This window comes from Janthinobacterium algoris (genome assembly GCF_051380935.1).
GTDB lineage: Bacteria > Pseudomonadota > Gammaproteobacteria > Burkholderiales > Burkholderiaceae_D > Janthinobacterium.
This window is the reverse complement of sequence record NZ_JBNYXZ010000004.1, coordinates 111978-137478: the sequence shown is the minus strand read 5'-3', so window position 1 is coordinate 137478 and position 25501 is coordinate 111978. Positions and strand designations below refer to the sequence as shown.

The 25501-nt window shown below is 59.5% G+C and carries 24 protein-coding genes; 21 read left to right on the top strand and 3 right to left on the bottom strand.

Features of this window, described 5'->3' with window-relative positions; translation table 11 throughout:
• Positions 1 to 4: 4 nt before the first annotated feature.
• From ispC to ACQ4W7_RS07440, 11 genes are all read left to right on the top strand, one after another.
• Positions 5 to 1189 (top strand): 1-deoxy-D-xylulose-5-phosphate reductoisomerase, encoded by a 1185-nt coding sequence (gene ispC / locus ACQ4W7_RS07490; protein ID WP_426072876.1) that lies wholly within the window; start codon positions 5 to 7, stop codon positions 1187 to 1189.
• Complete coding sequence (gene rseP, locus ACQ4W7_RS07485; RefSeq protein WP_436529534.1) at positions 1186 to 2547, top strand: RIP metalloprotease RseP; 1362 nt, start codon at positions 1186 to 1188, stop codon at positions 2545 to 2547. The genes ispC and rseP overlap by 4 nt, the downstream gene beginning before the upstream one ends.
• A gap of 83 nt (positions 2548 to 2630) precedes the next feature.
• Positions 2631 to 4967, top strand: a complete 2337-nt coding sequence (gene bamA, locus ACQ4W7_RS07480; protein WP_426072874.1) for an outer membrane protein assembly factor BamA — start codon at positions 2631 to 2633, stop codon at positions 4965 to 4967.
• 51 nt (positions 4968 to 5018) lie between these two features.
• The gene (locus ACQ4W7_RS07475; protein WP_426072873.1) at positions 5019 to 5537 is read left to right on the top strand and encodes an OmpH/Skp family outer membrane protein; all 519 of its coding nucleotides are present in this window, start codon (positions 5019 to 5021) and stop codon (positions 5535 to 5537) included.
• Positions 5538 to 5562: 25 nt separating this feature from the next.
• Positions 5563 to 6618 carry a UDP-3-O-(3-hydroxymyristoyl)glucosamine N-acyltransferase gene (lpxD, locus tag ACQ4W7_RS07470; protein WP_426072872.1) on the top strand — a complete coding sequence of 352 codons (1056 nt, stop codon included), beginning with the start codon at positions 5563 to 5565 and terminating at the stop codon, positions 6616 to 6618.
• On the top strand, positions 6615 to 7109 hold the full coding sequence (gene fabZ, locus ACQ4W7_RS07465) for a 3-hydroxyacyl-ACP dehydratase FabZ (RefSeq protein WP_035818168.1): 495 nt from the start codon (positions 6615 to 6617) through the stop codon (positions 7107 to 7109). Before lpxD ends, fabZ begins: the two co-directional genes overlap by 4 nt.
• Positions 7109 to 7900 (top strand): acyl-ACP--UDP-N-acetylglucosamine O-acyltransferase, encoded by a 792-nt coding sequence (gene lpxA / locus ACQ4W7_RS07460; RefSeq protein ID WP_426072871.1) that lies wholly within the window; start codon positions 7109 to 7111, stop codon positions 7898 to 7900. Before fabZ ends, lpxA begins: the two co-directional genes overlap by 1 nt.
• Positions 7884 to 9068: a lipid-A-disaccharide synthase gene (lpxB, locus tag ACQ4W7_RS07455; protein ID WP_436529530.1), complete on the top strand. Its 1185-nt coding sequence runs from the start codon at positions 7884 to 7886 to the stop codon at positions 9066 to 9068. Before lpxA ends, lpxB begins: the two co-directional genes overlap by 17 nt.
• A gap of 44 nt (positions 9069 to 9112) precedes the next feature.
• Positions 9113 to 9751: a ribonuclease HII gene (gene rnhB, locus ACQ4W7_RS07450; protein ID WP_436529528.1), complete on the top strand. Its 639-nt coding sequence runs from the start codon at positions 9113 to 9115 to the stop codon at positions 9749 to 9751.
• Positions 9748 to 10533 (top strand): TrmH family RNA methyltransferase, encoded by a 786-nt coding sequence (locus tag ACQ4W7_RS07445; RefSeq protein ID WP_436529526.1) that lies wholly within the window; start codon positions 9748 to 9750, stop codon positions 10531 to 10533. Before rnhB ends, ACQ4W7_RS07445 begins: the two co-directional genes overlap by 4 nt.
• Positions 10534 to 10555: 22 nt before the next feature.
• Positions 10556 to 11770, top strand: a complete 1215-nt coding sequence (locus ACQ4W7_RS07440; protein WP_436529524.1) for an aminotransferase class V-fold PLP-dependent enzyme — start codon at positions 10556 to 10558, stop codon at positions 11768 to 11770.
• A gap of 49 nt (positions 11771 to 11819) precedes the next feature.
• Here ACQ4W7_RS07440 and ppsR read toward each other — a convergent pair whose 3' ends face one another.
• A complete protein-coding gene (gene ppsR, locus ACQ4W7_RS07435) occupies positions 11820 to 12668 on the bottom strand; it encodes a posphoenolpyruvate synthetase regulatory kinase/phosphorylase PpsR (protein ID WP_436529522.1) in 849 nt (282 codons plus the stop codon).
• Positions 12669 to 12820: 152 nt separating this feature from the next.
• Here ppsR and ppsA point away from each other — a divergent pair, with 152 nt between their 5' ends.
• The 5 genes from ppsA (at position 12821) to ACQ4W7_RS07410 (ending at position 18369) form a co-directional block, all read left to right on the top strand.
• On the top strand, positions 12821 to 15253 hold the full coding sequence (gene ppsA / locus ACQ4W7_RS07430) for a phosphoenolpyruvate synthase (protein WP_426072866.1): 2433 nt from the start codon (positions 12821 to 12823) through the stop codon (positions 15251 to 15253).
• Positions 15254 to 15399: 146 nt separating this feature from the next.
• A complete protein-coding gene (locus tag ACQ4W7_RS07425; protein WP_426072865.1) occupies positions 15400 to 15897 on the top strand; it encodes a Dps family protein in 498 nt (165 codons plus the stop codon).
• A 179-nt stretch (positions 15898 to 16076) separates the two neighbouring features.
• Positions 16077 to 16493 (top strand): NfeD family protein, encoded by a 417-nt coding sequence (locus tag ACQ4W7_RS07420; RefSeq protein ID WP_426072864.1) that lies wholly within the window; start codon positions 16077 to 16079, stop codon positions 16491 to 16493.
• A 15-nt stretch (positions 16494 to 16508) separates the two neighbouring features.
• Positions 16509 to 17453, top strand: coding sequence for an SPFH domain-containing protein (locus tag ACQ4W7_RS07415; protein ID WP_426072863.1), 945 nt, complete (start codon positions 16509 to 16511; stop codon positions 17451 to 17453).
• Positions 17454 to 18060: 607 nt separating this feature from the next.
• The gene (locus ACQ4W7_RS07410; protein WP_010397665.1) at positions 18061 to 18369 is read left to right on the top strand and encodes an H-NS histone family protein; all 309 of its coding nucleotides are present in this window, start codon (positions 18061 to 18063) and stop codon (positions 18367 to 18369) included.
• Between the two features lie 299 nt (positions 18370 to 18668).
• Here ACQ4W7_RS07410 and smpB read toward each other — a convergent pair whose 3' ends face one another.
• Complete coding sequence (gene smpB, locus ACQ4W7_RS07405; RefSeq protein ID WP_034752217.1) at positions 18669 to 19118, bottom strand: SsrA-binding protein SmpB; 450 nt, start codon at positions 19116 to 19118, stop codon at positions 18669 to 18671.
• A 92-nt stretch (positions 19119 to 19210) separates the two neighbouring features.
• Between smpB and ACQ4W7_RS07400 the strand changes: the two genes are divergently transcribed.
• From ACQ4W7_RS07400 to ACQ4W7_RS07390, 3 genes are all read left to right on the top strand, one after another.
• Positions 19211 to 19642: a type II toxin-antitoxin system RatA family toxin gene (locus ACQ4W7_RS07400; protein WP_436529519.1), complete on the top strand. Its 432-nt coding sequence runs from the start codon at positions 19211 to 19213 to the stop codon at positions 19640 to 19642.
• The gene (locus ACQ4W7_RS07395) at positions 19635 to 19931 is read left to right on the top strand and encodes an RnfH family protein (RefSeq protein WP_436529517.1); all 297 of its coding nucleotides are present in this window, start codon (positions 19635 to 19637) and stop codon (positions 19929 to 19931) included. Before ACQ4W7_RS07400 ends, ACQ4W7_RS07395 begins: the two co-directional genes overlap by 8 nt.
• A gap of 531 nt (positions 19932 to 20462) precedes the next feature.
• The gene (locus tag ACQ4W7_RS07390; protein WP_436529515.1) at positions 20463 to 20639 is read left to right on the top strand and encodes a hypothetical protein; all 177 of its coding nucleotides are present in this window, start codon (positions 20463 to 20465) and stop codon (positions 20637 to 20639) included.
• Between the two features lie 29 nt (positions 20640 to 20668).
• Here ACQ4W7_RS07390 and ACQ4W7_RS07385 read toward each other — a convergent pair whose 3' ends face one another.
• Positions 20669 to 21709 carry an SMI1/KNR4 family protein gene (locus ACQ4W7_RS07385; RefSeq protein ID WP_436529513.1) on the bottom strand — a complete coding sequence of 347 codons (1041 nt, stop codon included), beginning with the start codon at positions 21707 to 21709 and terminating at the stop codon, positions 20669 to 20671.
• Between the two features lie 442 nt (positions 21710 to 22151).
• Between ACQ4W7_RS07385 and guaB the strand changes: the two genes are divergently transcribed.
• Both guaB and guaA read left to right on the top strand, forming a co-directional pair.
• Positions 22152 to 23612, top strand: coding sequence for an IMP dehydrogenase (gene guaB / locus ACQ4W7_RS07380; protein WP_426075121.1), 1461 nt, complete (start codon positions 22152 to 22154; stop codon positions 23610 to 23612).
• Between the two features lie 66 nt (positions 23613 to 23678).
• Positions 23679 to 25289, top strand: coding sequence for a glutamine-hydrolyzing GMP synthase (gene guaA, locus ACQ4W7_RS07375; protein ID WP_426075120.1), 1611 nt, complete (start codon positions 23679 to 23681; stop codon positions 25287 to 25289).
• Positions 25290 to 25501: the final 212 nt, after the last annotated feature.

Here is a 25501-nt window from a genome sequence, read left to right as displayed (position 1 = left end):
ACTCATGCAATACATCACCATCCTTGGCGCGACCGGCTCGATTGGCGTGTCTACCCTGGACGTGCTCGCGCGTCATCCCGAGCAATACAGCGTGTATGCGCTGAGTGGGCATAGCCGCGTGGCCGAACTGGCCGCGCAGTGCTTGCAGTTCCGTCCGCAGCGCGCCGTCGTCGGCACGGCAGACGCCGCCCTTGAACTGACGCGTTTGCTGCGCGGGCAGGGCGTCGATACGCAAGTCGAGTACGGCGTGGAAGCCCTGTGCGCCATCGCCAGCGCGCCGCAAGTGACGGGCGTGATGGCGGCCATCGTCGGCGCGGCCGGCCTGGCGCCCACCCTGGCGGCGGCGCGTGCTGGCAAGAAAGTATTGCTGGCCAATAAAGAAGCGCTGGTCATGTCCGGCCAGCTGTTCATCGATGCGGTACACGATAACGGCGCCGTGCTGCTGCCCATCGACAGCGAGCACAACGCCATCTTCCAATGCATGCCGCATGCCCATGGCCGCACGCCAGGCGCCGCAGGCGTGGCGAAAATCGTGCTGACGGCTTCCGGCGGCCCTTTCCTCACGCGCGACGTCGAGACGCTCGACACGGTCACGCCGGACCAGGCGTGCAAGCATCCGACCTGGGCCATGGGACGCAAGATTTCCGTCGATTCAGCCACCATGATGAACAAGGGCCTGGAAGTGATCGAAGCGCACTGGCTGTTCGGCGCGCCGGCCGAGCAGATCGAAGTGCTGATCCATCCGCAAAGCGTGATCCATTCGATGGTGTCGTATATCGACGGTTCCGTGCTGGCCCAGCTGGGCAACCCCGACATGCGCACGCCGATTGCGCATGCGTTGGCCTATCCGCGGCGTATCGCTTCCGGCGTGGCGCAGCTGGACCTGGCGCAAGTGGCCACCCTGCAGTTCGAACGTCCCGATTTCCGCCGTTTCCCCTGCCTGGCGCTGGCGTTCGACGCCTTGCGCGCGGGCGGCACGGCGCCGGCCTTGCTGAACGCGGCCAATGAAGTGGCCGTGCAAGCCTTCCTCGACGAGCAGATCGGCTTCCGCCAGATCGACCGCGTCATCGCGCATGTGATCGAGACGGTGCCGCATGGCGCCGCCTCCAGTATCGAGGCCGTGATGGAGCAGGACCGCCTGGCCCGATCGGCGGCACACGCGTATATCGCCCAAAGGCTGGCCGCATGACGCTCATTACCACCTTGCTGGCCTTTATCGTCGCGCTCGGTTCACTGATTACCTTGCACGAGCTGGGCCACTATCTGGTGGCGCGCTGGTGCGGCGTGAAAGTGCTGCGTTTCTCGATTGGCATGGGAAAAGTGGTGTATTCGCGCAAGTTTGGCAAGGACCAGACGGAATGGGCGATTTCCGCGCTGCCGCTGGGTGGCTATGTCAGCATGCTCGACAGCCGCGCGCAAGACCTCAGTGACTTGCCGGAAAGCGAATTGCGCCGTGAATTCACGCGCCAGAGCGTGTGGCGCCGTATTGCCATCGTTGCCGCCGGCCCGCTGGCCAATTTCCTCGTCGCCATCGTGCTGTACGCGGGTCTGTTCATGTATGGCATCGAAGAGCCGTCGAGCAAGCTCGGTCCCGTGGCCGAGCAGACGGCCGCCTATGCGGCTGGCTTGCGCAGCGGCGATACGGTTGAAACGGTGAATGGCAAGACCGTGGCCAGCTGGTCCGAGCTGCGCTGGGAACTGATTCAGGCCACCCTCGACAAGCAGCCGGCGCGCATCGAAGTGCGCCGTCCTGACCGTGGCCAGCAGGAAGCGAGCTTGCCGACGGCCAGCCTGACGGAAACCGACCTGGAAGGCGACGTGCTGGGCAAGCTGGGCCTGACCCTGGCCCGTTCCGCGCCCACGCTGATGGAAATCATGCCCGGTGGCGCCGCGGCGCGCGCCGGCCTGCAGAAAAACGACCAGATTCTGGCCATCGACGAGCAGCCCGTGCACGATGTGGCGGCGGTCATCGCCACCCTGAGCCAGTCGCCTGGCCGGACCTTGCAATTGCAACTCTTGCGCCAGGGCCAGGACCTGACCTTGCCCATTACGCCGGACGCCGTGCCGGGCGCCGGGACAGAGGGAGCTGTAACAGTTGGTAAGATCCAGGCAAAGCTGGGGCAGGTGCCGGATATGATCACCGTGGCCTCCGGACCGTTCTCTGCCGTGGGCAAGGCGTCCGCCAAGGTCTGGGATACCAGTGTCATGAGCCTGAAAATGCTGGGTAAAATGATCACCGGTCAGGTTTCACTGAAGAATGTGACGGGGCCCATTACCATTGCCGATTACGCGGGCCAGACAGCGCGCATCGGCCTGGTAAGCTATCTGAGCTTCATCGCCTTCATCAGTATCAGTCTGGGCGTGATGAATTTGCTACCCATTCCTGTTCTGGATGGCGGGCATTTGCTGTATTATTCGCTGGAAGTTTTGACCGGACGCCCCTTGCCGGAGCGCGTAGGCGAGATTGCCCAGCGCCTGGGGATCGGTTTGTTGCTGACCTTGATGGTGCTTGCCGTCTTTAATGACGTGTTGCGATTGCTGAATTAGGGCGGTGGTTGATGCCATTGCGTGAGTCGCACAAGCAATCTTTTGTGTATGTTGTCCATTGATTTACCCATTGAATAACCCCAATGAAATTACATTCTGCTCGTTTTGCCTTGCCTTCCTTTCGTCGCAGCCTGATCGGCGCCGCCGTCATGGCCTTGTGTGCCGGCCATGCGCTGGCCGTTCAGCCGTTTACTGTCAAGGATATCCGGGTCGAAGGGATCCAGCGTACTGAAGCTGGTACTGTTTTCAGCTACCTGCCGGTGCGCGTCGGTGAAACGTTCTCCGACGAGAAGAGTATCGCCGCCATCAAAGCCCTGTACGCGACGGGTTTTTTCAAGGATGTGCGTCTGGAAGTCGATGGTGACGTGCTGGTGGTGCTGGTCGAGGAGCGCCCGGCCATCGCTGCCGTGGAATTCACGGGCACCAAGGAATTTGAGAAAGATGTGCTGGTCAAGGCATTGAAAGAAATCGGCGTCGGCGAAGCCAAGATTTTCGACAAGGCTTCGGTTGATCGCGCGGAACAGGAGCTTAAGCGCCAGTACCTGTCGCATGGTCTGTATGGCGTGAAGATCACCACCACCGTCACGCCGATCGAGCGTAACCGCGTCAACGTGGTGTTCGCCGTCGACGAGGGCGACGTGGCCCGCATCAAGCAGATCAACATCGTCGGCAACAAGGCTTTCAGCGACAAGGAACTGCGCGAACAACTGGCCCTGAATACGGGCGGCTGGTTCAGCTGGTACACCAAAGCCGATCAGTATTCGAAGACCAAGCTGACGGGCGACATCGAGTCGCTCAAGTCCTACTACCTGGACCGCGGCTATATCGAGATGCAGGTCGATTCCACGCAAGTGTCGATCACGCCCGATAAAAAAGACATCTACCTGACGATCAATATAACCGAAGGTGAAAAGTACAAGATCGCCGGCACCAAGTTCGAAGGCGAGATGTTCGGCCGCGAAGAGGAGCTGAAGGCCCTGAACCTGATGCGCGAAGGCGAGATTTACTCTGGTGCGCGCCTGACGGCCACGAATAAACGCATCCAGGACCGCCTGGCCACGTTCGGCTATGCCTTCGCCAACGTCAACGCCAACCCGGAAATCAACCGTGAAAAGCATGAAGTGGGTTTTACTTTCTTCATCGATCCGGGCAAGCGCGTGTACGTGCGCCACATGAATATCGCCGGTAACACCACCACGCGCGATGAAGTCATCCGCCGCGAATTCCGCCAGTTCGAATCGTCCTGGTATGACAGCAACAAGATCAAGCTGTCGCGCGACCGCGTCGACCGCCTGGGCTACTTCAAGGATGTGACCATCGACACGCCGGAAGCGCAGGGCACGACCGATCAGGTCGACGTCAACGTGACGGTGGTGGAAAAACCAACGGGTAACTTCCTGATCGGTGGCGCCTTTTCGCAATCGGAGAAGTTCACCCTGTCGGCATCGATTTCGCAGGCCAACTTCGCCGGTAGCGGCAACACGGTCGGCATCGAACTCAATACCAGCCACTACAGCCGCACGATTGCGTTTTCGCAAACCAATCCGTACTTTACGGACGATGGCATTTCGCGCAGCTTTGAAGTTTACCTGCGTACGACGGAACCGCCGGCGCTGAACATCGGCAGCTACAAGATCAAGCAAACCGGTGGCCGCGTCAGTTTCGGCGTGCCATTCTCGGAAGTCGACACCGTCTTCTTCGGCATCGGCGCCGAGCGCTCGCGCATCGAAACCGACATCACCAGCCCGGTCCGCTTCAAGCAGTATGTGATCGACAATGGCGGCCCGTCCGACGGTATCGGTTCGGCCACTACGAACTCCATCCCGCTGACGGCGGCATGGCAACGCGACAGCCGCGACAGCGCCCTGACGCCATCGATCGGCCGCTACCAGCGCATCAACCTGGAGGCTGACGTGATCGGCGACCAGAAATACTTCCGTGCCATCTATGAGCACCAGTATTTCCGTCCGCTGTTCAGCAAGGTCACCCTGGCGCTGAAGGGCGAGATCGATTACGGCCATGGCATCGGCAAGCACGTGTATCCGGTCTTCAAGAATTTCTACGGTGGCGGCATCGGTTCCGTGCGCGGTTACCTGAGTTCCTCGCTGGGCGCGGTCGAACCGAGCACCAACGATGCGCTGGGCGGCGCTTCGCGCCTGATCGGTAACGCCGAACTGCAGATGCCATTCCCCGGTTCGGGCAATGACCGCAGCTTGCGCTGGTTTGGTTTCCTTGACGGCGGCCAGGTCTACCAGGAAGGCGAAAAAATGCGGATCTCGCAATTGCGCTATTCTGCTGGCTTGGGCATCAGCTGGATTTCACCGGTGGGCCCGCTCAAGCTGAGCTATGCCAAGCCGCTGAACGCCAAGCCCACAGACCGCCTGGAGCGCTTCCAGTTCCAGATGGGCACCGGTTTCTAACCGGCCATCTGAACCGGGGCGACAGCTTTTACCTTTTGACCATGGAGTATCATGAACACCGCATCCGCTACCCTGCCCAAGTCCCTTGCCGTGATCGCATTGTGCTGGAGTTCGCTGTTGCCGGTGCAGGCGCTGGCTCAGGAGTCGAAGATCGCCTGGATCAGCAGCGAACGTATCTATAACGAGTCGAAGCTGGCCAAAGCGGCCAGCGCCAAGCTGGCCGAAGAGTTTCGCTCGCGCGAAAAAGCCGTTCAGGAACTGGGCAGCCGCTTCAAGGTGGCCAACGAAGCCCTGGAAAAGGACATGCCCACCCTGAGCGAGGCTGAGCGCGCCAAGCGCCAGCGCGAGTTTTTCGAGCTGGACAAGGAGCTGCAACGCCGCCAGCGCGAATTTCGCGAAGACTTGAGCCAGCGCACGAACGAAGAGCGCAGCGCCATTGCCGAAAAAGCCAACACCATCATCCAGCAGATGGCGCATATCGAAGGATATGACATCGTGCTGCAGGAAGCCCTGTGGGCCAGCCCGCGCATCGACATTACCGACAAGGTCTTGAAGGCACTGGACAAGTAACAGTAACAAAATAAGGGTTATCAAGATGGGCACTCGACTAGGAGATTTGGTCGAACGCTTCGGTGGACAGTTGGCGGGCGAGCCCAACCTGGAAGTCACAGGGATCGCACCGCTGGCCGATGCCGGCGCTTCGCACATCAGTTTTCTCAGTAATAGCAAATTCCGCGCACAGGCGGCGCAGAGCGGCGCTGCCGCGCTGATCCTTACGCCGGCTGACGATGCGCTGATCGGTGCCGAGTATGCCGGTGCGCGCATCGTCACTCCGAATCCCTATGTCTATTTTGCGCGCGCGGCGCAGTATTTCGCCGCCTTGCATGAGATCAAGGCGCCAATCGGCATCCATCCGGGTGCCTTTGTCGACGCCAGCGCGCAGGTCGATGCCAGCGCCTCTGTCGGCGTGCATGCGGTGATCGAAGCGGGCGCCGTCATTGGCGCCGGCTGCGTCATCGGCCCTGGCTGCGTGGTGGGGCGCGATGCCAGGATCGGCGCAGGCACCCAGCTCCTCGCCAACGTGACCTTCCATGCGCGCTGCGTGATCGGCCAGCGCGGCATCATCCATTCAGGCGCCGTGATCGGCACCGATGGCTTCGGCTTCGCCAACGAAGGTGGCGTGTACATCAAGATTCCGCAGACGGGCAGGGTGGTGATCGGTGACGATGTCGATATCGGTGCCAATACCACCATTGACCGTGGCGCACTGGCTGACACCATCATCGAAGATGGCGTCAAGCTCGATAACCAGATCCAGATTGGCCATAACTGCCACATCGGCGCACACACGGCCATGGCCGGCTGCGTCGGCGTGGCCGGCAGCGCCATCATCGGCAAGTACTGCACCTTTGGCGGCGCTGCCATGGTGCTGGGCCACCTGACCATTGCCGACCGCGTCCACGTGGGCTCGGGCAGCATGGTCTCGCGCTCGATCGCGGAACCTGGCCAGTACACGGGTTTTTATCCGCTGGCCAAGAATGCCGACTGGGAAAAGAGCGCCGCCATCGTGCGCAACCTGTCAAGCATGCGCGAGAAGATCCGCGCGCTTGAAAAAACAATTAAAACACTGACCACGCAAGACGAAAAATGACTACTGAAAAAAAGACCCTCGACATCCTGGCCATCAAATCGCTGCTGCCGCACCGTTACCCGCTGCTGCTGGTTGACCGCGTGCTGGACTGGGAAGCGAATAAAACCATCACCGCCATCAAGAACGTGACGGTCAATGAAGAGTTCTTCCAGGGCCATTTCCCGCACAAGCCGGTCATGCCCGGCGTGCTGATGATCGAAGCGCTGGCGCAAACGGCGGCCCTGCTGTCGTTCCTGTCGATGGGCGTGAAACCGGACGAAAATTCGGTGGTGTACTTTGTCGGCATCGACAATGCGCGCTTCAAGCGTCCTGTTGAACCGGGCGACCAGCTGAAAATGGACGTGGAAATCCTGCGCGTCTCGCGCGGCATCTGGAAATACAAGGCTGTCGGGACGGTTGACGGCAAGGTCGCGCTGGAAGCGGAACTGATGTGTACCATCCGTAGCGCGCAGGATGCGAGCCAGTCTGCGAGCCAGCCAGCGGGGCAGTGATGGCGGCCATCCACTCCACGGCAGTGATCGATCCGAAGGCTGAGCTCGACAGCTCGGTCGAGGTGGGTCCGTACACCATCATCGGTCCGCACGTGCGCATCGGTGCTGGCACCAAAGTTGGCCCGCACGTGGTCATCGACGGCCACACGACGATCGGCAGCGACAACCACCTGTTCCAGTTTTCCTCCATCGGCGCGCAGCCGCAGGACAAAAAATGGGCGGGGGAAGCGACGCGCCTGGAAATCGGTGAGCGCAACACCATCCGCGAATTCTGCACCTTCAACACGGGAACCGTGCAGGGTGGCGGCGTGACGCGCCTGGGCAATGACAACTGGATCTCGGCGTATGTGCATCTGGCGCACGACTGCCTGGTGGGCAACAACACCATCTTTTCGAACAACGCCCAACTGGCGGGCCACGTGGAAATCGGCGACTGGGTCATCATGAGCGGCTTCGCCAATGTGCATCAGTTCTGCAAGATCGGCGCGCACGCCTTTGTCGGTATGAGCACCAGCCTGACGCAGGACGTGCCACCGTTTGTCCTGTTGAACGGCAATCCGGCGCAGGCGCATGGCGTCAATATCGAAGGCTTGAAACGCCGCGGCTTTACGCGCGAGCAGATCAACGGCATCCGCACCGCGTATAAACTCATCTACCGCTCCGGACTGACCCTGGAAGAATCCAAGGCAGCCCTGTTCGAAGAAGAAGCGGCGGCGTCGCCGGAAGTAGCGGAACACATTCGCGCCATGCGCGAATTTTTGGGCGTGGCGTCGCGTGGCATCGTCCGCTGACCAGGCCGGCGGCCTCGCTGTCGCCAATGTCGCCATCGTCGCCGGCGAGGTGTCGGGCGACCTGCTGGCCAGCCGGCTGCTGTCCGGCCTGGTGCCGCAGCTGCCCGGTGCGCGCTTCCACGGCATCGGCGGCGAGCACATGGCCAAACAGGGTTTCGTCTCCGACTGGCCGCTCGACAAGCTGACCGTGCGCGGCCTGTTCGAGATCATTCCCCGCTACCGTGAAATCAAGGGCATCCAGAACGCGCTGCGCGACCAGTTGCTGGCCGAGCGTCCCGCCGTCTTCATCGGCGCCGATTATCCCGGCTTCAATCTGGGACTGGAGCAGCAGTTGAAGGAGGGTGGCATCCCCACCGTGCATTACATCGGGCCGCAGATCTGGGCCTGGCGCGGTGGGCGCATCAAGAAAATCATCAAGGCCGTCTCGCACATGCTGGTGATCTTCCCGTTCGAGGAAGAGATCTACCGCAAGGCGGGCGTGCCCGTCACCTATGTCGGCCATCCGCTGGCCGAAATGATTCCCCTGCAGCCCGACGAAGCGGCCGCGCGCCGCGCCCTGGGCTTGCCGGAGGACGCGAATGTCGTGACCCTGATGCCGGGCAGCCGCATGGGTGAACTCAAATACAATACGGTAGCCTTTGTGGCCGCCTGCAAGCTGCTGCTGGCGCGCGACCGCTCCTTGCGTTTCGTCGCGCCCATGGCCGGCGAGAAGCAGCGCCAGTATTTCCTGCAACTGATTGCGGAAGCTGGCTTGCAGGACGTCGAGATTTTGCTCACCGACGGCGGTTCGCACACGGCCATCTGCGCCGCCGATGCGGTGCTGGTGGCGTCGGGCACGGCGTCGCTGGAAGTGGCGCTGTACAAGAAGCCCATGGTCATCGCCTACAAGATGATGCGCGCGTCGTGGGAAATCATGCGCCACATGGGCTATCAGCCGTGGATTGGTTTACCAAACATTCTGGCGCGCGACTACCTGGTACCCGAGCTGCTGCAAAACGCGGCCAGCCCGGAAGCGCTGGCCGAGGCCATGTGGCAGCAGCTGAGCGACGTGCCCGGGCGCCTGCGCCTGGTGCAGCGTTTCACGGATATGCACCACAGCCTGCTGCGCGACAGCGCGCGCGAGAGCGCCAACGCCGTCATGCAAGTCATCGCCGCCAACCGCAAGTAAATCCCGATCACCGCTTCAACCGCATTACCAACCAAAGATTCAACGTGAAAAATATCTATCCCGGCCTGTTTGACGACTTGCCATTCTCGCTCGATGAAATCATCTGTGGCGTCGACGAGGCAGGGCGCGGTCCGCTGGCCGGCCCCGTGTTCGCCGCCGCCGTGATCCTCGACCCGCAGCAGCCGATCGACGGCTTGCGCGACTCGAAAAAACTCACCGAGGCCAAGCGCGATCTGCTGGCGCCGCAGATCAAGGCCAAGGCGCTGGCCTGGGCCATCGCCGAAGCGTCGGAAGAGGAGATCGACAGCCTGAATATTTTGCAGGCGTCGATGCTGGCCATGCGCCGCGCCGTCGAGGCGTTGGCTATCGTGCCGACCCTGGCCCTGATCGACGGCAACCGCTGCCCCGTGATGCCGATACGCGGCATGGCCATCATCGGCGGCGACGACAAGGTCGATTCGATTTCCGCCGCTTCGATCCTGGCCAAGACTGCGCGCGACGCGGCCCTGGTGCACTTGCATGCGGCCTATCCCGAGTACTGCTTCGACCAGCACAAGGGCTACGGCACCAAGCTGCACCTGGAGCGACTGCATCTGCACGGCGCCTCGCCCGTGCACCGCCGTTCGTTCGCCCCCGTGCGCAATGTGATTGCGCTGTTCGGCGCGCAGGAGGTGGTGGCATGAAGACGATTACCTCGCGCGAGAATGCGCAATACAAGGATTTGCTGAAGCTGGCGGGCAGTTCGCAGGCGCGCCGCAAGTCGGGCCGCACCTTGCTCGATGGCGTGCACCTGTGCCAGTCGTACCTGCAGCTGCGCGGCATGCCGGAGCAGTGCATCGTCAGCGAAAGCGCCTTGCAGAACGGGGAAGTGGCGGACATCGTCGGCCAGCTGGAAAGCCAGCGCGCGCACGTACTGGGCTTGCCCGACGCGCTGTACCATGCGGTGAGCCAGGTCGAGCATGGCGTGGGCGTGATGTTCCTCGTCGAGACGCCGGAACGGGTCGTCACGGCACCGCTGAGCGTGTCGGCCGTGCTGCTCGATAATCTGCAAGACCCGGGCAACGTGGGCTCGATCCTGCGCAGCGCCGCCGCTGCCGGCATTACGCAGGTGTACTGCAGCGCCGGCACGGCCTTCTGCTGGTCGCCGAAAGTGCTGCGCGCGGCCATGGGCGCGCACTTCGTGCTCGACATCTTTGAGAACGTCGACCTGGCCGCGCTCGTTGCCGGCGCCAAGGTGGCCACTCTCGCCACCAGCGGCTACGCCACCCAGCGATTGTACGATGTCGACCTGCGTCAGCCGGTCGCCTGGCTGTTTGGCCATGAAGGGCAGGGCGTGGCCGACGATCTGCTGTCGATGGCGACGCACCAGGTGGTCATTCCCCACCTGGGACAGATCGAATCGCTGAACGTGGCCGCCTGCGCCGCCGTCTGCTTCTTCGAGCAGCTGCGCCAGGGCCAGTCCTGACACTTTCCAACCAATGCCCGCCATGCCTGATCATCCAGTTCTGCCTTTGCTCGCCGACGGCGCCGCACGTGACGAGGCCTGGTGGCGTCAGGCCGCCGCCTTTTATCCCGCGCCGCCGGACGCCATCGTCAATCTCGAACATGGCTATTTCGGCGCCATGGCGGCGCCCGTGCAAGCGGCCTTCGAGCAGGCGGTGCGCTATGTCAATGCGCAATTGAGTCCTTTTGTGCGCGGCGAATTCACGCACATGCGCGTCGATCTTTTACGCCAGCGCCTGGCCGCGCTGATCCATGCGGAGCCGCACGAGATCCTGCTCACGCGCAGCGGCACCGAGTCCATGCAAGTGCTGATCACGCAGTATCACGGCCTGGCGCCCGGTGATACCGTGCTGTGGAGCAATCTCGATTATCCGGCCACGCGCACGGCCATGCGCTGGCTGGCGCAGCGCCGTGGCGTCACCAGTACGCAAGTCACATTGCGCTTGCCGATCAGCGACGACGAGATCATCGCCCGCTATGCTGCGGCCATGCGCCAGGCCGTCAAACCGAAATTGCTGCTGCTGTCGCAGGTAACGCCGGCCAATGGCCAGCAGTTGCCGGTGCGCGCGTTGATTGCGCTGGCGCGCGAACACCGCATCGACGTCGTGCTCGATAGTGCCCATGCGCTGGGGCAGGTGGCGGTCGATGTGCGGGCGATGGATGTCGATTTTGCCGGTTTTAATTTACATAAATGGCTGGGTGCTCCGTCCGGACTGGGCTTTGTGTATATCCGCGCCGCGCAGCTGCACAAGATCGAGCCGCATTTCGGAGACGACGATTATCCACTGGACGATATCCGCAGTCGCCTGCACATGGGCATGCCGCCGATCAGCGCCATCCTTGCCGCGCCTGCCGCGTTGGACTTTCATGAGCGCCTGGGCGGCACGCCGGCCAAGACCGCACGCCTGGCCTGGCTGCGCAATTACTGGGTCAGCCGCGTCGCGCAATTGCCCGGCGTACGCTTGCTGTCGCCGCAGGACGCGGTGCACGGCACGGCGCTGGTGGCCTTTGCCGTCGACGGCATGAGCGCGCGCCAGCTGCAACAGGCCTTGCTGCAGCGCTTCGAGGTCTTTACCGTGCAGCGCAATATCGGCGACACCGACATCGTGCGCGCGACGGTGGCAGTCACTACCACCACCGCTGAATTGGACCGGTTGGTGGCCGCGTTGACGGAACTTTCGAGAGAAACGAACGCCTGACAAAACCGTAGCGAGCGGACGCGCAGCAGGTTTAGTCAAGTGTTCTAGTCTAGTATTCGCGGCGGTTCGGCTTAATCTCTTGCAAGATCGTCGTGGAAATCTCCTCGATCGATTTGGTGGTTGAGGAGAGCCAGTGGATACCCTCGCGTTTCATCATTTTTTCCGCCTCGTTGACCTCGTAACGGCAATTTTCGATGGCCGCATACTTGCTTCCAGCGCGTCTTTCGTTGCGTATTTCCGACAAACGTTCGGGCGTAATGCTTAATCCGAAAATTTTATTCTTAAATTCCAGCAGGGCGGACGGCAGCTTGTCTCGTTCGAAATCGTCGGGAATCAGCGGATAGTTGGCCGCCTTGATACCGTATTGCATGGCCAGATACAGGCTGGTCGGGGTCTTGCCAGAGCGCGAAACACCCACCAGAATGACATCGGCCGAGGACAGGTTCTTGTGCGACTGGCCATCGTCGTGCGCCAGCGAATAGTTGATCGCCTCGATGCGGTTCTTATACTCCTCGCTGTCGACGATATTGTGCGAGCGACCGATGGTGTGGGTCGACATCACGCCCAGTTCCTGCTCCAGCGGGGCGACAAAGGTCTGAATCAGGTCCATGTGCATGCCGCTGGACTTGCGAATTACGGCCGACAGATCGTTCTTCACCAGGGTGGAGAAAATGATCGGCCGCTGGCCATCGGTGGCGAAGGCTTCGTTGATCTTGCGCGCCGCCTCGTAGGCCTTGTCCATGGTATCGATGAAGGGCAGGCGGATCTGGCGGAAACGCAGATCGAACTGCGTCAGCACCGAGTGGCCGAAGGTCTCGGCGGTGATGCCGGTGCCGTCGGAAACAAAGAAGACGGTGCGGGCCGCGGAGGGCAGAGGGGGGCGTGGATCTTGTGTCATGGGTTTTCGGATCAAGATTGTGCGTCGTCAATTTGCGCCGCACAAGGTAAAATGGTTGCAACGGTATGATTGTGCTGCACGACGCCAAGAATAACAAGAAGACTGTCTGTGCGCCTCGCGTAAAGATTTCTATCATCAGTAAGGGTGTCATTATGACCAACGCAGTATCGCAACAGCAGGAAGACAAGGACGCGGTGTATGTTGCCTCGTTCGAGCATTTGCGCATGACGGATGTCGAATCCGTCGGCGGCAAGAACGCCTCCCTGGGCGAAATGATCAGCCAGCTGGCGGAAGCCGGCGTGCGCGTGCCCGGTGGCTTTGCCACCACGGCGCAGGCCTTCCGCGATTTCCTGTCGTATAGCGCCAATGGCGGCTTGCCGCTGGCCGAACGCATCGCCCAGCGCCTCGTAGGGCTGAACATCGATGACGTGCGCGCGCTGGCGCAAGCCGGTGCCGAGATCCGTCAGTGGATCGTGGAAACGCCATTCCAGCCACGCCTGGCCGCTGAAATCGACCAGTTCTACGCCAAGTTGGTGGCCGATTCCGAGACCGAAATGTCGTTTGCCGTGCGCTCTTCGGCCACGGCGGAAGACTTGCCGGACGCGTCTTTTGCTGGTCAGCAAGAAACCTTCCTGAACGTGGTTGGCATTGACAACGTGCTCGACGCCATGAAACAGGTGTTTGCGTCGCTGTACAACGACCGCGCCATCTCGTATCGCGTGCACAAGGGTTTTACGCACGCTGAAGTGGCCTTGTCGGCCGGCGTGCAACGCATGGTGCGTTCCGACCTGGGCGCGGCCGGCGTGATGTTTACCATCGATACCGAGTCGGGCTTCAAGGATGTGGTGTTCGTCACCTCCAGCTATGGCCTGGGCGAAACCGTGGTGCAGGGCGCCGTCAATCCCGACGAATTCTATGTGCACAAGCCGATGCTGGAAAAAGGCAAGTCGCCTGTGATCCGCCGCAATATCGGCTCAAAACTGCTGAAGATGGAATTTACGAACGAAGCGAAAGCTGGCCGTTCTGTGAAAACCGTCGACGTGCCGGTCGAAATGCGCAACCGCTACTCGCTGAACGACAGCGAAGTGGTGGAGCTGGCCAAATACGCCGTCATCATCGAGAACCACTACGGCCGTCCCATGGACATCGAGTGGGGCAAGGATGGCCGCGACGGCAAGCTGTACATCTTGCAGGCGCGTCCTGAAACCGTCAAGTCGCAGCAAAAGGCGACCGACGTGCAGGAACGCTTCAAGCTGAAAAGCACGGGCACCGTGTTGACGTCCGGCCGCGCCATCGGCCAGAAGATCGGCGCCGGCCCTGTGCGCGTGATCCACGACCCGGCCGACATGGAGCGCGTGCAGCCAGGCGACGTGCTCGTGGCCGACATGACGGACCCGAACTGGGAACCGGTCATGAAGCGCGCTGCGGCCATCGTCACCAACCGTGGCGGCCGTACTTGCCACGCTGCAATTATTGCGCGTGAACTGGGCGTTCCAGCCGTCGTCGGCTGCGGCAATGCCACCGACGTGCTGAAAGACGGCACCTTTGTGACCGTGGTGTGCTCGGAAGGCGACGAAGGCAAGATCTACGACGGCTTGCTGGAAACGGAAGTATCGGAGGTGTCGCGCGGCGAATTGCCGAAGCTCGACACCAAGATCATGCTTAACGTGGGCAACCCGCAACTGGCGTTCGACTTCCAGTCAGTGCCGAATGCCGGCGTGGGCCTGGCGCGCCTGGAATTCATCATCAATAACAATATTGGTGTGCACCCGCGCGCGATCCTGGAATACCCGAACATCGATGCCGACCTGAAAAAAGCCGTGGAATCGGTGGCGCGTGGCCATGCTTCGCCGAAAGCGTTTTATATCGACAAGCTGGCTGAAGGCATCGCCACCATCGCCGCCGCATTCTGGCCGAAAAAAGTCATTGTGCGCCTGTCCGACTTCAAGTCGAACGAGTACAAGAAGCTGATCGGCGGTTCGCGCTACGAGCCGGACGAGGAAAACCCGATGCTGGGCTTCCGCGGCGCGGCGCGCTACCTGTCGGCCGACTTCTCCGAAGCGTTCAACATGGAATGCGAAGCGATGAAGCGCGTACGCAACGACATGGGCCTGACGAACGTGGAAATCATGGTGCCATTCGTGCGCACCTTGGGTCAGGCTGAGAAAGTCATCGACCTGCTGGCGAAAAATGGGCTGAAGCGCGGTGAAAACGACTTGCGCGTCATCATGATGTGCGAAGTGCCGTCGAACGCCATCCTGGCCGACCAGTTCCTCGACCATTTTGACGGTTTCTCGATCGGTTCGAACGACCTGACCCAGCTGACCCTGGGCCTGGACCGCGATTCCGGGATGGAATTGCTGGCCGCCGACTTCGACGAGCGCGATCCTGCCGTGAAAGCCCTGCTGTCGCTGGCCATCAAGGCTTGCCTGGCGCGCGGCAAGTACATCGGCATTTGCGGCCAGGGTCCTTCGGATCACCCCGACTTCGCCGTCTGGCTGATGGAGCAGGGCATCGAATCGATGTCCCTGAATCCCGACTCAGTGATCGACACCTGGCAGAAGCTCGCTGCGCTGAAAGCGTAAGCATCTTTCTTACCCTCTGAAAACCCGCTGCCGCTCACCTGGCAGCGGGTTTTTTTACGCCTGCCATGCGGCGCACGGCAATATTCGATGGGCTTGCGCCAGATCAGCTAAAATGATTCCACCAATACATTGAAACGGGAGTTCTCATGGCAAGCAAGAAACCGAGCAAAGTTGCAAAGATCGACATCGGCATTTCCGAGGCGGATCGCGCGAAGATCGCGGAAGGCCTGTCCGGCCTGCTGGCCGACAGCTACACTTTGTACCTGATGACCCATAATTTTCATTGGAACGTCAAGGGTCCGATGTTCAACACCCTGCACCTGATGTTCATGACGCAATATACGGAGCAGTGGGGCGCGCTGGACCTGATCGCCGAGCGCATTCGCGCCCTCGGTTATCCGGCGCCGGGCACCTACAAGGAATTCGTCAAGCTCGCCTCGATCAAGGAAATCGACGGCGTGCCGCCGGCGCTCGACATGGTCAGTCACCTGGTGTCGGCACAGGAAGCGACTGCGCGCACGGCGCGTCGTTTGTTCCCGCTGCTGGAAAAAGCCAATGACCAGCCGACGGCCGATCTGATCACGCAGCGTCTCGATTTGCATGAAAAGACGGCGTGGATGCTGCGCAGCCTGCTGGAAGAATAAATGCAGGGCCGGCGGCGCTAATTCGCCCCCCTGGCTATTGACGTCATCAGGAATTGCGTTAGACTGCTTGTATATAGGTGTTTGGTAAGAAGAATATCAGGCTGTACTGCGCATTAAACCCCGTCGCTTATATAGGCTGCGGGGTTTTTTATTTTTGGAATCGCAAGAATGGAGGCATCATGGCTGAATGGGTAGGCTGGTTCGTGGCAGCTGGCGCGGTATTGATCCTGGAACTGTTTACCGGCACGTTTTATCTGCTGATGATCGCCATCGGTATCAGTGCCGGAGGACTGGTGGCGCTGGCGGGCGGCAATGGCAGCTGGCAGGCTGTGACGGCCGCCATGGTCGGCGTGGCGGCCACGCTGTTATTGCGGCGCAGCCGTTTTGGCAAGGCGGCGCGGCGCGATGTGGCGCAGGATCCGAATGTGAATCTGGATATCGGTCAAAGCGTGGCGGTCGCGCATTGGGTCGATGGCACGGCGCGCGTGATGTATCGCGGCGCCTTGTGGGACGTGGAGCTGATTCCCGGCAGCGATGCGCAGGCCGGTCATTACACCATACGTGCCGTGCGTGGCAGCCGTTTGATTGTTGGATAACCTGGAGAATAAATTATGGAAGTAAGCATCGGAAGCATGTCGCTGATCTTGTTATTGCTGGCACTGGTATTTGTCTTCAAGACGGTCAATGTGGTGCCGCAGCAGCATGCCTGGGTGGTGGAGCGCCTGGGCAAGTTCCATGCGGTATTGGGGCCTGGCCTGAATATCGTTGTGCCTTTCGTTGACCGCATTGCTTACAAGCACGTGCTCAAGGAAATTCCACTCGACGTGCCGCCGCAGGTGTGCATTACGCGTGACAATACGCAATTACAGGTCGATGGCATTCTGTATTTCCAGATTACCGATGCCATGCGTGCTTCGTATGGCTCGTCGAATTATATTGCCGCCATTACGCAACTGGCGCAAACGACCTTGCGTTCGGTCATCGGCAAAATGGAACTCGACAAGACATTTGAAGAACGCGACCATATTAATACGGCCATCGTAAATGCTATCGATGAATCGGCGGCGAATTGGGGTGTCAAGGTATTGCGTTATGAAATCAAGGATTTGACGCCGCCGAAGGAAATTTTGCATGCGATGCAGGCGCAGATTACGGCCGAGCGCGAGAAGCGCGCCCTGATTGCTGCCTCGGAAGGGCGTAAGCAAGAGCAGATTAATATCGCCACTGGCGAGCGGGAGGCGGCGATTGCCCGTTCGGAAGGCGAGAAGCAGGCCTCGATCAACCGCGCCGAAGGCCAGGCTACGGCCATCGTCGCGCTGGCGCAAGCCAGTGCCGAAGCGCTGCGCCAGGTGGGCGCCGCCATCCGCGAGCCAGGCGGTGAGGATGCCGTCAATCTGAAAGTGGCCGAGCAATATGTGGGCGCGTTCGCGCAATTGGCGAAAACGAATAACTCGATTATTGTGCCGGCCAATCTGGGCGATATGAGTGGTTTGATCGCCACAGCGATGCAGGTGGTGAAATCGCAGAAGCCGAAAGGCAGCGTAGCGATGCCCTGATTAACTGACTGGCTGGGTGAATAGCAAGCCTGTAGCAAGGTTTCGTCAATACTGCCCGCTGTATAGCGGGCAGTTTGCATTTGCGTTGCCCCGATTATCTGGCGGCGGCAGGGCTGGAGTATCGGCGGCTGAATGAATTATGTTGAAAATATTTTCTTCATGCTATGCTATGCGCACTTTAGGGAATATGTGCTGCCATGTGGTGCTTATTTCATTGACTGGCGTGACATCTGCCGCGCAGGATCCAGGATAGTGTTTACAGGCGATGCGCGATAGGCGATAGTATTGGCTCCATGTATATTTTGAATTGCAATTTATAATTACTATAAATTGCAATAAAGCAGAAAGTACTGCAAAATAAATACAGCCGATGGCGCTGTATTGAATCGCAGCCGCACAAAGCAGTGGCGCTTGCGCAAACAGTCCGTGCGCGATGCCCTCTCCCCGTGATTGGAAGCTTGTAGTGCTTGAAAGCCAGGGAAGCAGGGTTTTTGGTAAAAGAATTGTAAAAAACAATCAAATCTTAAGAAAAATCACCTCAGTCGCGTTACAATTGGATAGAATTTAACTGTTCAGTTATATTTTTCAACTCACACAAGGAAATATCATGGATCTGTCGAGCTTATCCCTGTCCGAACTGCGCACCTTGCAGGACGACATCAAGAAGCAAATGAAGAAACGCGAACAGGATGATCTGTCCAAAGCGCGTGAGCAAATCCTGGCCATTGCCCAGAGCGTCGGCGTTTCCGTAAAAGACTTGGTTGGTACAGGGATTCGCGCTAAAACGGGCACAGTCGCAGTGCGCTATCGCAATCCGGACGATGCGACGCAGCAATGGACTGGCCGTGGCCGTCAACCGAAATGGGTCAAAGAGTGGACCGATTCGGGCAAGTCGCGCGATCTGTTGAAGGTGTAATACACCGTTCATTCGGATGCTTGTCCTGTGGAGTGGTGCAGGTGCAGTACAAGGCAGCATGCAAGCATCCGGAACTTTCCTGATTTATCGTCTTTGGCCAGACAGGCAAAGCTGATTCATTCGCTTATCTCCACGGTATTTTCACTAATACTCGTCTTGTTCCCGCCGTATCTCTTCCTTTCCCTGTTTTCATCCCGCCGCGCCAGGCTTTTTCCGCTTGCCGCAGATAGTGGCAAAATAAAACCCGGCATATAGCCGGGTTGTTGGTACGGTCGCAGCACGCTGCGCGCAGTGCCAGATCAGCGACGGTGCGACTTCATTGCCGCCTGGACTTCGCGCGCGCCATCGCGGTCGCGCTCTGCGGCTCGCTTGTCATGCTGCTTCTTGCCCTTGGCCAAGCCGATTTCGCATTTCACGCGGCCGCCCTTGTAATGCAGGTTGAGCGGCACCAGCGTATAGCCGGAGCGCTCCACCTTGCCGATCAGTTTATCCATTTCCGTACGGTGCAGCAGCAGCTTGCGCGTGCGTACGGCTTCCGGGTGGATATGGGTGGAGGCGGTCGGCAGGGCGCTAATATGCGCGCCGAACAGGAAGAGTTCGTCGCCGCGGACGACAACGTAGGCTTCCTTGATTTGTACGCGAGCGTCGCGGATGGCTTTGACTTCCCAGCCTTCCAGCACGATGCCCGCTTCGTAGCGATCCTCGATAAAGTAGTCGTGGAAGGCTTTTCTGTTGTCTGCTATGGTCATGAGATGGTAAATGTGCGCGGGTCGGTTAAACTACTGTCTCGCGCAAGCGCGATAAAATCACTATATCCAACATCATAGCAAATGGTTCTTCAATGGCAGTAGTACATAAATCAGTTTTTCTCGGCTATAGCGCCGAACAAATGTTCGCGCTGGTGGCGGCGGTGGAGGATTATCCCAAATTCCTGCCCTGGTGCGGTGCGGTCGAGGTTCGCGAGAGAGGCGAGAACACGGTTGTCGCCAGCGTGGGCATACATTACCACGGCGTGCGCCAAAGCTTCACCACGTCCAACGAGAACGCGCCTTTCACCTCCATCAAGATGAAGCTGGTGGACGGTCCTTTCAAGACCCTCGACGGCGTGTGGACCTTCAAGGCCCTGCGTGAAGGTGCCTGCAAGATCGAACTGGACTTGCACTATGAGTTTTCCAGCCGCGTGCTTGAACAGATCATCGGCCCCGTCTTCGGCATGATCGCCAACAGCATGGTCGATTCTTTCTGTAAGCGCGCGGAGACTGTGTATGGCTGAAGCGGGCATCATGGTGCAGGTTTGCCACGCGCTGCCGGATAGTACGTTCCTGCGCTCCTTGCGTGTGCCTGCAGGTACCACCATCGAGCAGGCGGTGGCGCAGAGCTGCTTGCTGCAGGCCATCCCCGGCATCGACCTGGGCATCAATATGGTGGGCATCTATGGCAAGAAGAAGCCGCTCGATACCGTATTGCACGAGCATGACCGGGTGGAAGTGTACCGGCCCTTGCAGGCGGACCCGAAGGAGGCGCGCCGGCGCCGCGCCAGCGGCAAGTCGGCGAAGGGCTGAGCCGGCAGGGCGCCGGCGTGGCCGCTGTCTGGCGAGTGCGATCTTTTGCTATTTTCAAATATCTTTTCTATGCTGCAAGGACGGAGGGCGCTTTTGCTTTTAGCCACAACAAACACGCATGCATGCGGGTTCCAGTCGTTTTGCCATTTGCATGGGCGAAACGTGGGCGAAAAAGCTAAGCGACCCCTGCCTTTAGCCCATCTGTCATGGTGCGGTATTGATCTGGTAACACACCACCTTCTTGCTCAACCCAGCAGCCGTAAGTTCTCGTCATCATGGTCGTATCGGTATATCCCATTTGCTTCGCTACGTACATCGCGTTGGCCTCCGTCGAGAGCAACGTCGACGCGAACGTTGAACCCTGCCCAGTCGATCGATTCCCAGCGTAGCGCGATGTATTCGCTCGGGCGCATGCCCTTGTAGAAGGCAAACTGAAAGACGTTCCTGGCTCGGCCCTGGGCAGCATCGAGGATGAGCCATCCATGGCAGAACTGACATGGATCGATCGAAACGTGCGATGAAGAGCCGGCAATGAGCAAAATTCGAGCACCGCTCAGCATCGAGCAACTGAAGGAAATCCAGGCACGCAACACGTCGCCCGACGTGCTCGCGCTGCTGTGGGAGGTGTGCGGCGCCTGCGTAAAATTGCAGCGACGGCTGACGAGTTGGATCGCAGCCTGGGGCCGACTGGCGGTGGAGTGGGGATGATCCGTGATAGGGCCAGGCGGCGAGCCGCGCTAAGCAGCCTTGGCGATTTCCTTGAGGAACTCGACAAAGCTGTCCGCATGGCGCTCAAAACGCCATGCCCCTGCGCCGTGCTCGGCCGTATAGACGGGCGCGTCGCCATTTTCAATTGCGGAGAGATCCAGGCAATACGGATCGGCACCCGCATCGGCAATCACCACATAGTGGGCTGGCCAGTCGGCGATGACTTCTTGGTCGACGGTATTGTAGGAGTACCCGTGCTGCGCCTTGATCAGCCCCGCCGCGCCATACAGATTCAGGCCCTGGAAATACCGCTTGCTGTCGATATACACGCGCAGCGGCGAATAGCGGGCCAGGAAGCGCTGGTATTGTTCAGGCAAGGTCCAGCGCTGGTCGATGGCTGCCAGGTCGGCATTATCCGCAATGACCAGCCAGTTCGACGGGCTGGCCAGGTCCTGGTCTTTCTTGCGCTCGGCCGCCAGCTTTTTCTCCAGTTTTGCAGCCGCTTTTTCCAGTGCCGTACGTGGATCGTCCAGCGACGCATGCGTGGCCGGTGGCGCAACTCCCGCGCCGTCCGGGTAGCCGGCGCGCTGCCAGGCAAGCACATCATCGAGCCTCAGGCTCTCGGCTTTCCAGTAGTCGGGAACGGCTGGCAAGCCGGCGTCAAATGGCTGGCGGCTCAGCACGGCCAGGCTTTTCACGGCCTTGGACTTCGCCACCAGGGGCAGGGTAGCAGAGTTGGCGAGTCCCACCACGGTCTCGTAAGCATCCTTGCCCTGGCTTTTCATTAGGCCATCGATGCCCCAGTAGGCAAGCTCCGGCATTGTGACGGCCCATGTAAAAAAGTCTTTCATCTCCTGCGGTTGCATTAGGCCCACGATGGAGTTGACCAGTGAGCTGCGCCAGTGCAGCAACTGGCCTTCGCGCGCATAAGCGCTCAGTATCTCCAGTACCGCCAGCCGGTCGGTTTCGCCGTGTTTCTTGATCAGTCTGTCCTTGAGCGTGGCAAACTTGCTGCCATCGGCTTCGTCGAATAGTTTGCGGTGCAGTGCTGCCAGTGGTGTGATCGCCATCGTGTTCCTGATTATTCTGTGTTGTCTGCTGATTTTACAAGTAAAGTGATTATTCAAAAGAATGGTGTTTAAAAGTCAATATCATCTGCGTTCGATATGCATGCCTGCACAGAGACGTTGCAATGATCTGATAGTGCAGGCAGATAGAACTGGTAGGATGATGGCTGCAAGTTTGTGCCTCATTGCCGTCCTTTGAAAAAGCCTTATCTTATTGTTGTCCTTCGGGGTTCGCTGGACGTTGCGGCACCTCAGTAAGCAGTCAGCGCGCTGCGCGAAATAGGCTCGAAAACGAGGGCGAATTTTGGGCGAAAACGTAGACTTTTCCAGACATTTAGAGAGAAGTGAAAATGGCATTCCTACTATGTCTACAGAGGTTTGTGAATGTTTAAGACAGGAATCAAGAATTTCTGTATAATCTGCTTTTGCGCCAATAGGAAATGCTATGCGTCTACTTCAAAAAGCACTCACATTCGATGACGTGCTGCTCGTCCCAGCCTACTCCAACGTTCTACCCGCCGATACGTCCCTCAAAACTCGCCTGACCCGCAATATCACCCTGAATATTCCCTTGCTGTCCGCAGCCATGGATACGGTGACGGAAGCACGCCTGGCGATCGCGATGGCCCAGGAAGGTGGCATCGGCATTATCCACAAGAATTTGAATCCGAAGGACCAGGCACGTGAAGTGGCCCGCGTAAAACGTTTCGAAGCTGGCGTGCTGCGTGATCCGATCACGATTCCGCCAGAAATGAAAATCCGCGACGTGATCGCGCTGACGGAACAATACGGCATCAGCGGTTTCCCCGTCGTCAAGGGTAAGGAAGTCGTCGGCATCATCACCAACCGCGATTTGCGCTTTGAAAAGGAACTCGACGCCGAAGCCTCCGCCAAGATGACTCCGCGCGAGAAACTCGTGGTCGTCAATGAAGATGCCGATACGGCCGAAGCCAAGCGCCTGATGAACAAGCACCGTCTCGAGCGCGTGCTGGTCGTCAACGACGCCTTCGAATTGCGCGGCCTGATCACCGTCAAGGATATCCAGAAGTCGACTTCCCACCCGTTCGCGTCGAAAGACAGCCAGGGCAAGCTGCTGGTCGGCGCCGCCGTCGGCGTCGGTGCCAAGGATGAAGAGCGCATCGACCTGCTGGTCGCCGCCGGCGTCGACGTGCTGGTGGTCGACACGGCCCACGGCCACTCGCAAGGCATCCTGGACCGCGTACGCTGGATCAAGACCAAGTATCCGCAAGTGGAAGTGATTGGCGGCAATATCGCTACCGCAGCCGCTGCCAAGGCGCTGGTGGAATACGGCGCCGATGCGGTCAAGGTCGGCATCGGTCCTGGCTCGATCTGCACAACGCGTATCGTCGCCGGTGTAGGCGTACCGCAAATCACGGCCATCTCGAATGTCGCCGAAGCATTGGAAGGCACGGGTGTGCCATGTATCGCCGACGGCGGTATCCGTTACTCGGGCGATATCTCGAAGGCGCTGGCAGCCGGTGCTTCCACCGTGATGATGGGTTCCATGTTTGCCGGCACGGAAGAAGCGCCAGGCGAAGTGATCCTGTACCAGGGCCGCAGCTACAAATCGTACCGCGGCATGGGTTCGCTGGGTGCGATGTCCGATGGTTCGGCAGATCGTTACTTCCAGGACGCCACCATGAAGGCCGACAAGTTCGTACCTGAAGGTATCGAAGGCCGCGTGGCCTACAAAGGCAGCGTGCTGGCGATCATCTTCCAGTTGGTGGGCGGCGTGCGTCAATCGATGGGTTACTGCGGTTGCGCCACCATCGACGAACTGCGCGAAAAGGCGGAATTCGTGGAAATCACTTCGGCCGGCATGCGCGAGTCGCATGTCCATGATGTGCAGATCACGAAAGAAGCGCCAAACTACCGTTCAGAGTAATTAGCGACAGACCAGACCGGCGCCTAGTGCGCCGGTTTTGTAATGACCTCAGATAAAGTCCCCATCATGCATTCTAAAATCCTCATTCTCGATTTCGGTTCCCAAGTCACCCAGTTGATCGCCCGCCGTGTGCGCGATTCCGGCGTGTTTTCCGAAGTCTTCCCGTATGACGTCAGCGACGAATTCGTGCGCAACTATGGCGCCGCCGGCGTGATCCTGTCGGGCAGCCACAACTCCACCCTGGACGGCGACTCGCCGCGCGCGCCGCAAGCCGTGTTCGAGCTGGGCGTACCGGTACTGGGCATCTGCTACGGCATGCAAACCATGGCGGCCCAACTGGGCGGCAAGGTGGAAAACGGCCTGGTGCGCGAATTCGGCTACGCCGAAGTACGCGCCCGCAGCCACACCAAGTTGCTCAACGGTATTGCCGACTTCGTCACCGACGAAGGTCACGGCATGCTGAAAGTGTGGATGAGCCATGGCGACAAAGTGCTGGAAATGCCGCCAGGCTTCAAGCTGATGGGCAACACCCCGAGCTGCCCGATCGCCGCCATGGCTGACGAAGAGCGCCAGTTCTACGGCGTGCAATTCCACCCGGAAGTGACGCACACGGTGCAGGGCAAGGCCATGATCGGTCGTTTCGTGCATGAAATCTGCGGCTGCAAATCGGACTGGAATATGCCCGATTACATCAGCGAAGCGGTGGAGAAAATCCGCGCGCAAGTGGGCACCGATGACGTCATCCTGGGCCTGTCTGGCGGCGTCGATTCCTCGGTGGCCGCTGCCCTGATCCACCGCGCCATCGGCGACCAGCTGACGTGCGTCTTTGTCGACCACGGCCTGCTGCGCCTGGACGAAGGCAAGATGGTGATGGACATGTTCGCCAAGAACCTGGGCGTGAAAGTCATCCGCGTCGATGCGGAAGAGCAGTTCATGGGCCACTTGGCCGGCGTCACCGACCCCGAGCAAAAGCGCAAGATCATCGGCCGCGAATTCGTCGAAGTGTTCCAGGTCGAGTCTGGCAAGCTGGTCAACGCCAAATGGCTGGCGCAAGGCACGATTTACCCGGACGTCATCGAATCGGCCGGTAAAGGCAAGAAAGGCCAGACCATCAAGAGCCACCACAACGTGGGCGGCTTGCCGGACACCATGAAGCTCAAATTGCTCGAACCCTTGCGCGAACTGTTCAAGGACGAAGTGCGTAAGCTCGGCGTGGCCCTGGGCTTGCCGCATGACATGGTCTACCGCCACCCGTTCCCGGGCCCGGGCCTGGGCGTGCGCATCCTCGGCGAAGTCAAGAAAGACTACGCCGACCTGCTGCGCCGCGCCGACGCCATCTTCATTGAAGAACTGCGCAACACGCCATACGAATTCGTTGCCGGCCAGGCCGTCGATCCGGATGCGCTGCCAGCGAACTGGTACGAAGCCACCAGCCAGGCCTTCGCCGTATTCCTGCCCGTCAAATCGGTGGGCGTGATGGGCGATGGCCGCACCTACGAATACGTGGTGGCCCTGCGCGCCGTGCAGACGCAAGACTTCATGACGGCCCACTGGGCGCATCTGCCGCACAGCCTGCTGGGCAAGGTGTCGAACCGCATCATCAATGAAGTGCGCGGCATCAACCGCGTCGTCTACGATATCTCGGGCAAGCCGCCAGCGACCATCGAGTGGGAGTAAGTTTCCAAAAGGAAACTTTGTATGCTGAAATGATTGAGTAAGCTAAAGCCCTGTTTTTACAGGGCTTTTTTTATGCCATCGATGCCGGCTCCATTGCCTGTTCTGCTGCCACAAGACGGCGCAGCTTTTTACTAGTGGTAATTCGATAGATGAAAGACAGTTACCAAAGCAGTAAAGTTCTCAAGAAATAAATATAGTTGCCGAATAGAAAT

Bases quoted from the DNA above. Each gene is read 5' to 3' on its own strand.
- ACQ4W7_RS07385 (WP_436529513.1), bottom strand. From the start codon at position 21,709: ATGGCGATCACACCACTGGCAGCACTGCACCGCAAACTATTCGACGAA.
- ACQ4W7_RS07475 (WP_426072873.1), top strand. From the start codon at position 5,019: ATGAACACCGCATCCGCTACCCTGCCCAAGTCCCTTGCCGTGATCGCA.
- guaA (WP_426075120.1), top strand. From the start codon at position 23,679: ATGCATTCTAAAATCCTCATTCTCGATTTCGGTTCCCAAGTCACCCAG.
- bamA (WP_426072874.1), top strand. From the start codon at position 2,631: ATGAAATTACATTCTGCTCGTTTTGCCTTGCCTTCCTTTCGTCGCAGC.
- ppsA (WP_426072866.1), top strand. From the start codon at position 12,821: ATGACCAACGCAGTATCGCAACAGCAGGAAGACAAGGACGCGGTGTAT.
- ACQ4W7_RS07390 (WP_436529515.1), top strand. From the start codon at position 20,463: ATGAGCAAAATTCGAGCACCGCTCAGCATCGAGCAACTGAAGGAAATC.
- ACQ4W7_RS07400 (WP_436529519.1), top strand. From the start codon at position 19,211: ATGGCAGTAGTACATAAATCAGTTTTTCTCGGCTATAGCGCCGAACAA.
- ACQ4W7_RS07440 (WP_436529524.1), top strand. From the start codon at position 10,556: ATGCCTGATCATCCAGTTCTGCCTTTGCTCGCCGACGGCGCCGCACGT.
- ACQ4W7_RS07415 (WP_426072863.1), top strand. From the start codon at position 16,509: ATGGAAGTAAGCATCGGAAGCATGTCGCTGATCTTGTTATTGCTGGCA.
- ACQ4W7_RS07425 (WP_426072865.1), top strand. From the start codon at position 15,400: ATGGCAAGCAAGAAACCGAGCAAAGTTGCAAAGATCGACATCGGCATT.
- rseP (WP_436529534.1), top strand. From the start codon at position 1,186: ATGACGCTCATTACCACCTTGCTGGCCTTTATCGTCGCGCTCGGTTCA.
- lpxA (WP_426072871.1), top strand. From the start codon at position 7,109: ATGGCGGCCATCCACTCCACGGCAGTGATCGATCCGAAGGCTGAGCTC.
- ACQ4W7_RS07410 (WP_010397665.1), top strand. From the start codon at position 18,061: ATGGATCTGTCGAGCTTATCCCTGTCCGAACTGCGCACCTTGCAGGAC.
- ACQ4W7_RS07395 (WP_436529517.1), top strand. From the start codon at position 19,635: ATGGCTGAAGCGGGCATCATGGTGCAGGTTTGCCACGCGCTGCCGGAT.
- ppsR (WP_436529522.1), bottom strand. From the start codon at position 12,668: ATGACACAAGATCCACGCCCCCCTCTGCCCTCCGCGGCCCGCACCGTC.
- ACQ4W7_RS07445 (WP_436529526.1), top strand. From the start codon at position 9,748: ATGAAGACGATTACCTCGCGCGAGAATGCGCAATACAAGGATTTGCTG.
- ACQ4W7_RS07420 (WP_426072864.1), top strand. From the start codon at position 16,077: ATGGCTGAATGGGTAGGCTGGTTCGTGGCAGCTGGCGCGGTATTGATC.
- guaB (WP_426075121.1), top strand. From the start codon at position 22,152: ATGCGTCTACTTCAAAAAGCACTCACATTCGATGACGTGCTGCTCGTC.
- ispC (WP_426072876.1), top strand. From the start codon at position 5: ATGCAATACATCACCATCCTTGGCGCGACCGGCTCGATTGGCGTGTCT.
- lpxD (WP_426072872.1), top strand. From the start codon at position 5,563: ATGGGCACTCGACTAGGAGATTTGGTCGAACGCTTCGGTGGACAGTTG.
- smpB (WP_034752217.1), bottom strand. From the start codon at position 19,118: ATGACCATAGCAGACAACAGAAAAGCCTTCCACGACTACTTTATCGAG.
- fabZ (WP_035818168.1), top strand. From the start codon at position 6,615: ATGACTACTGAAAAAAAGACCCTCGACATCCTGGCCATCAAATCGCTG.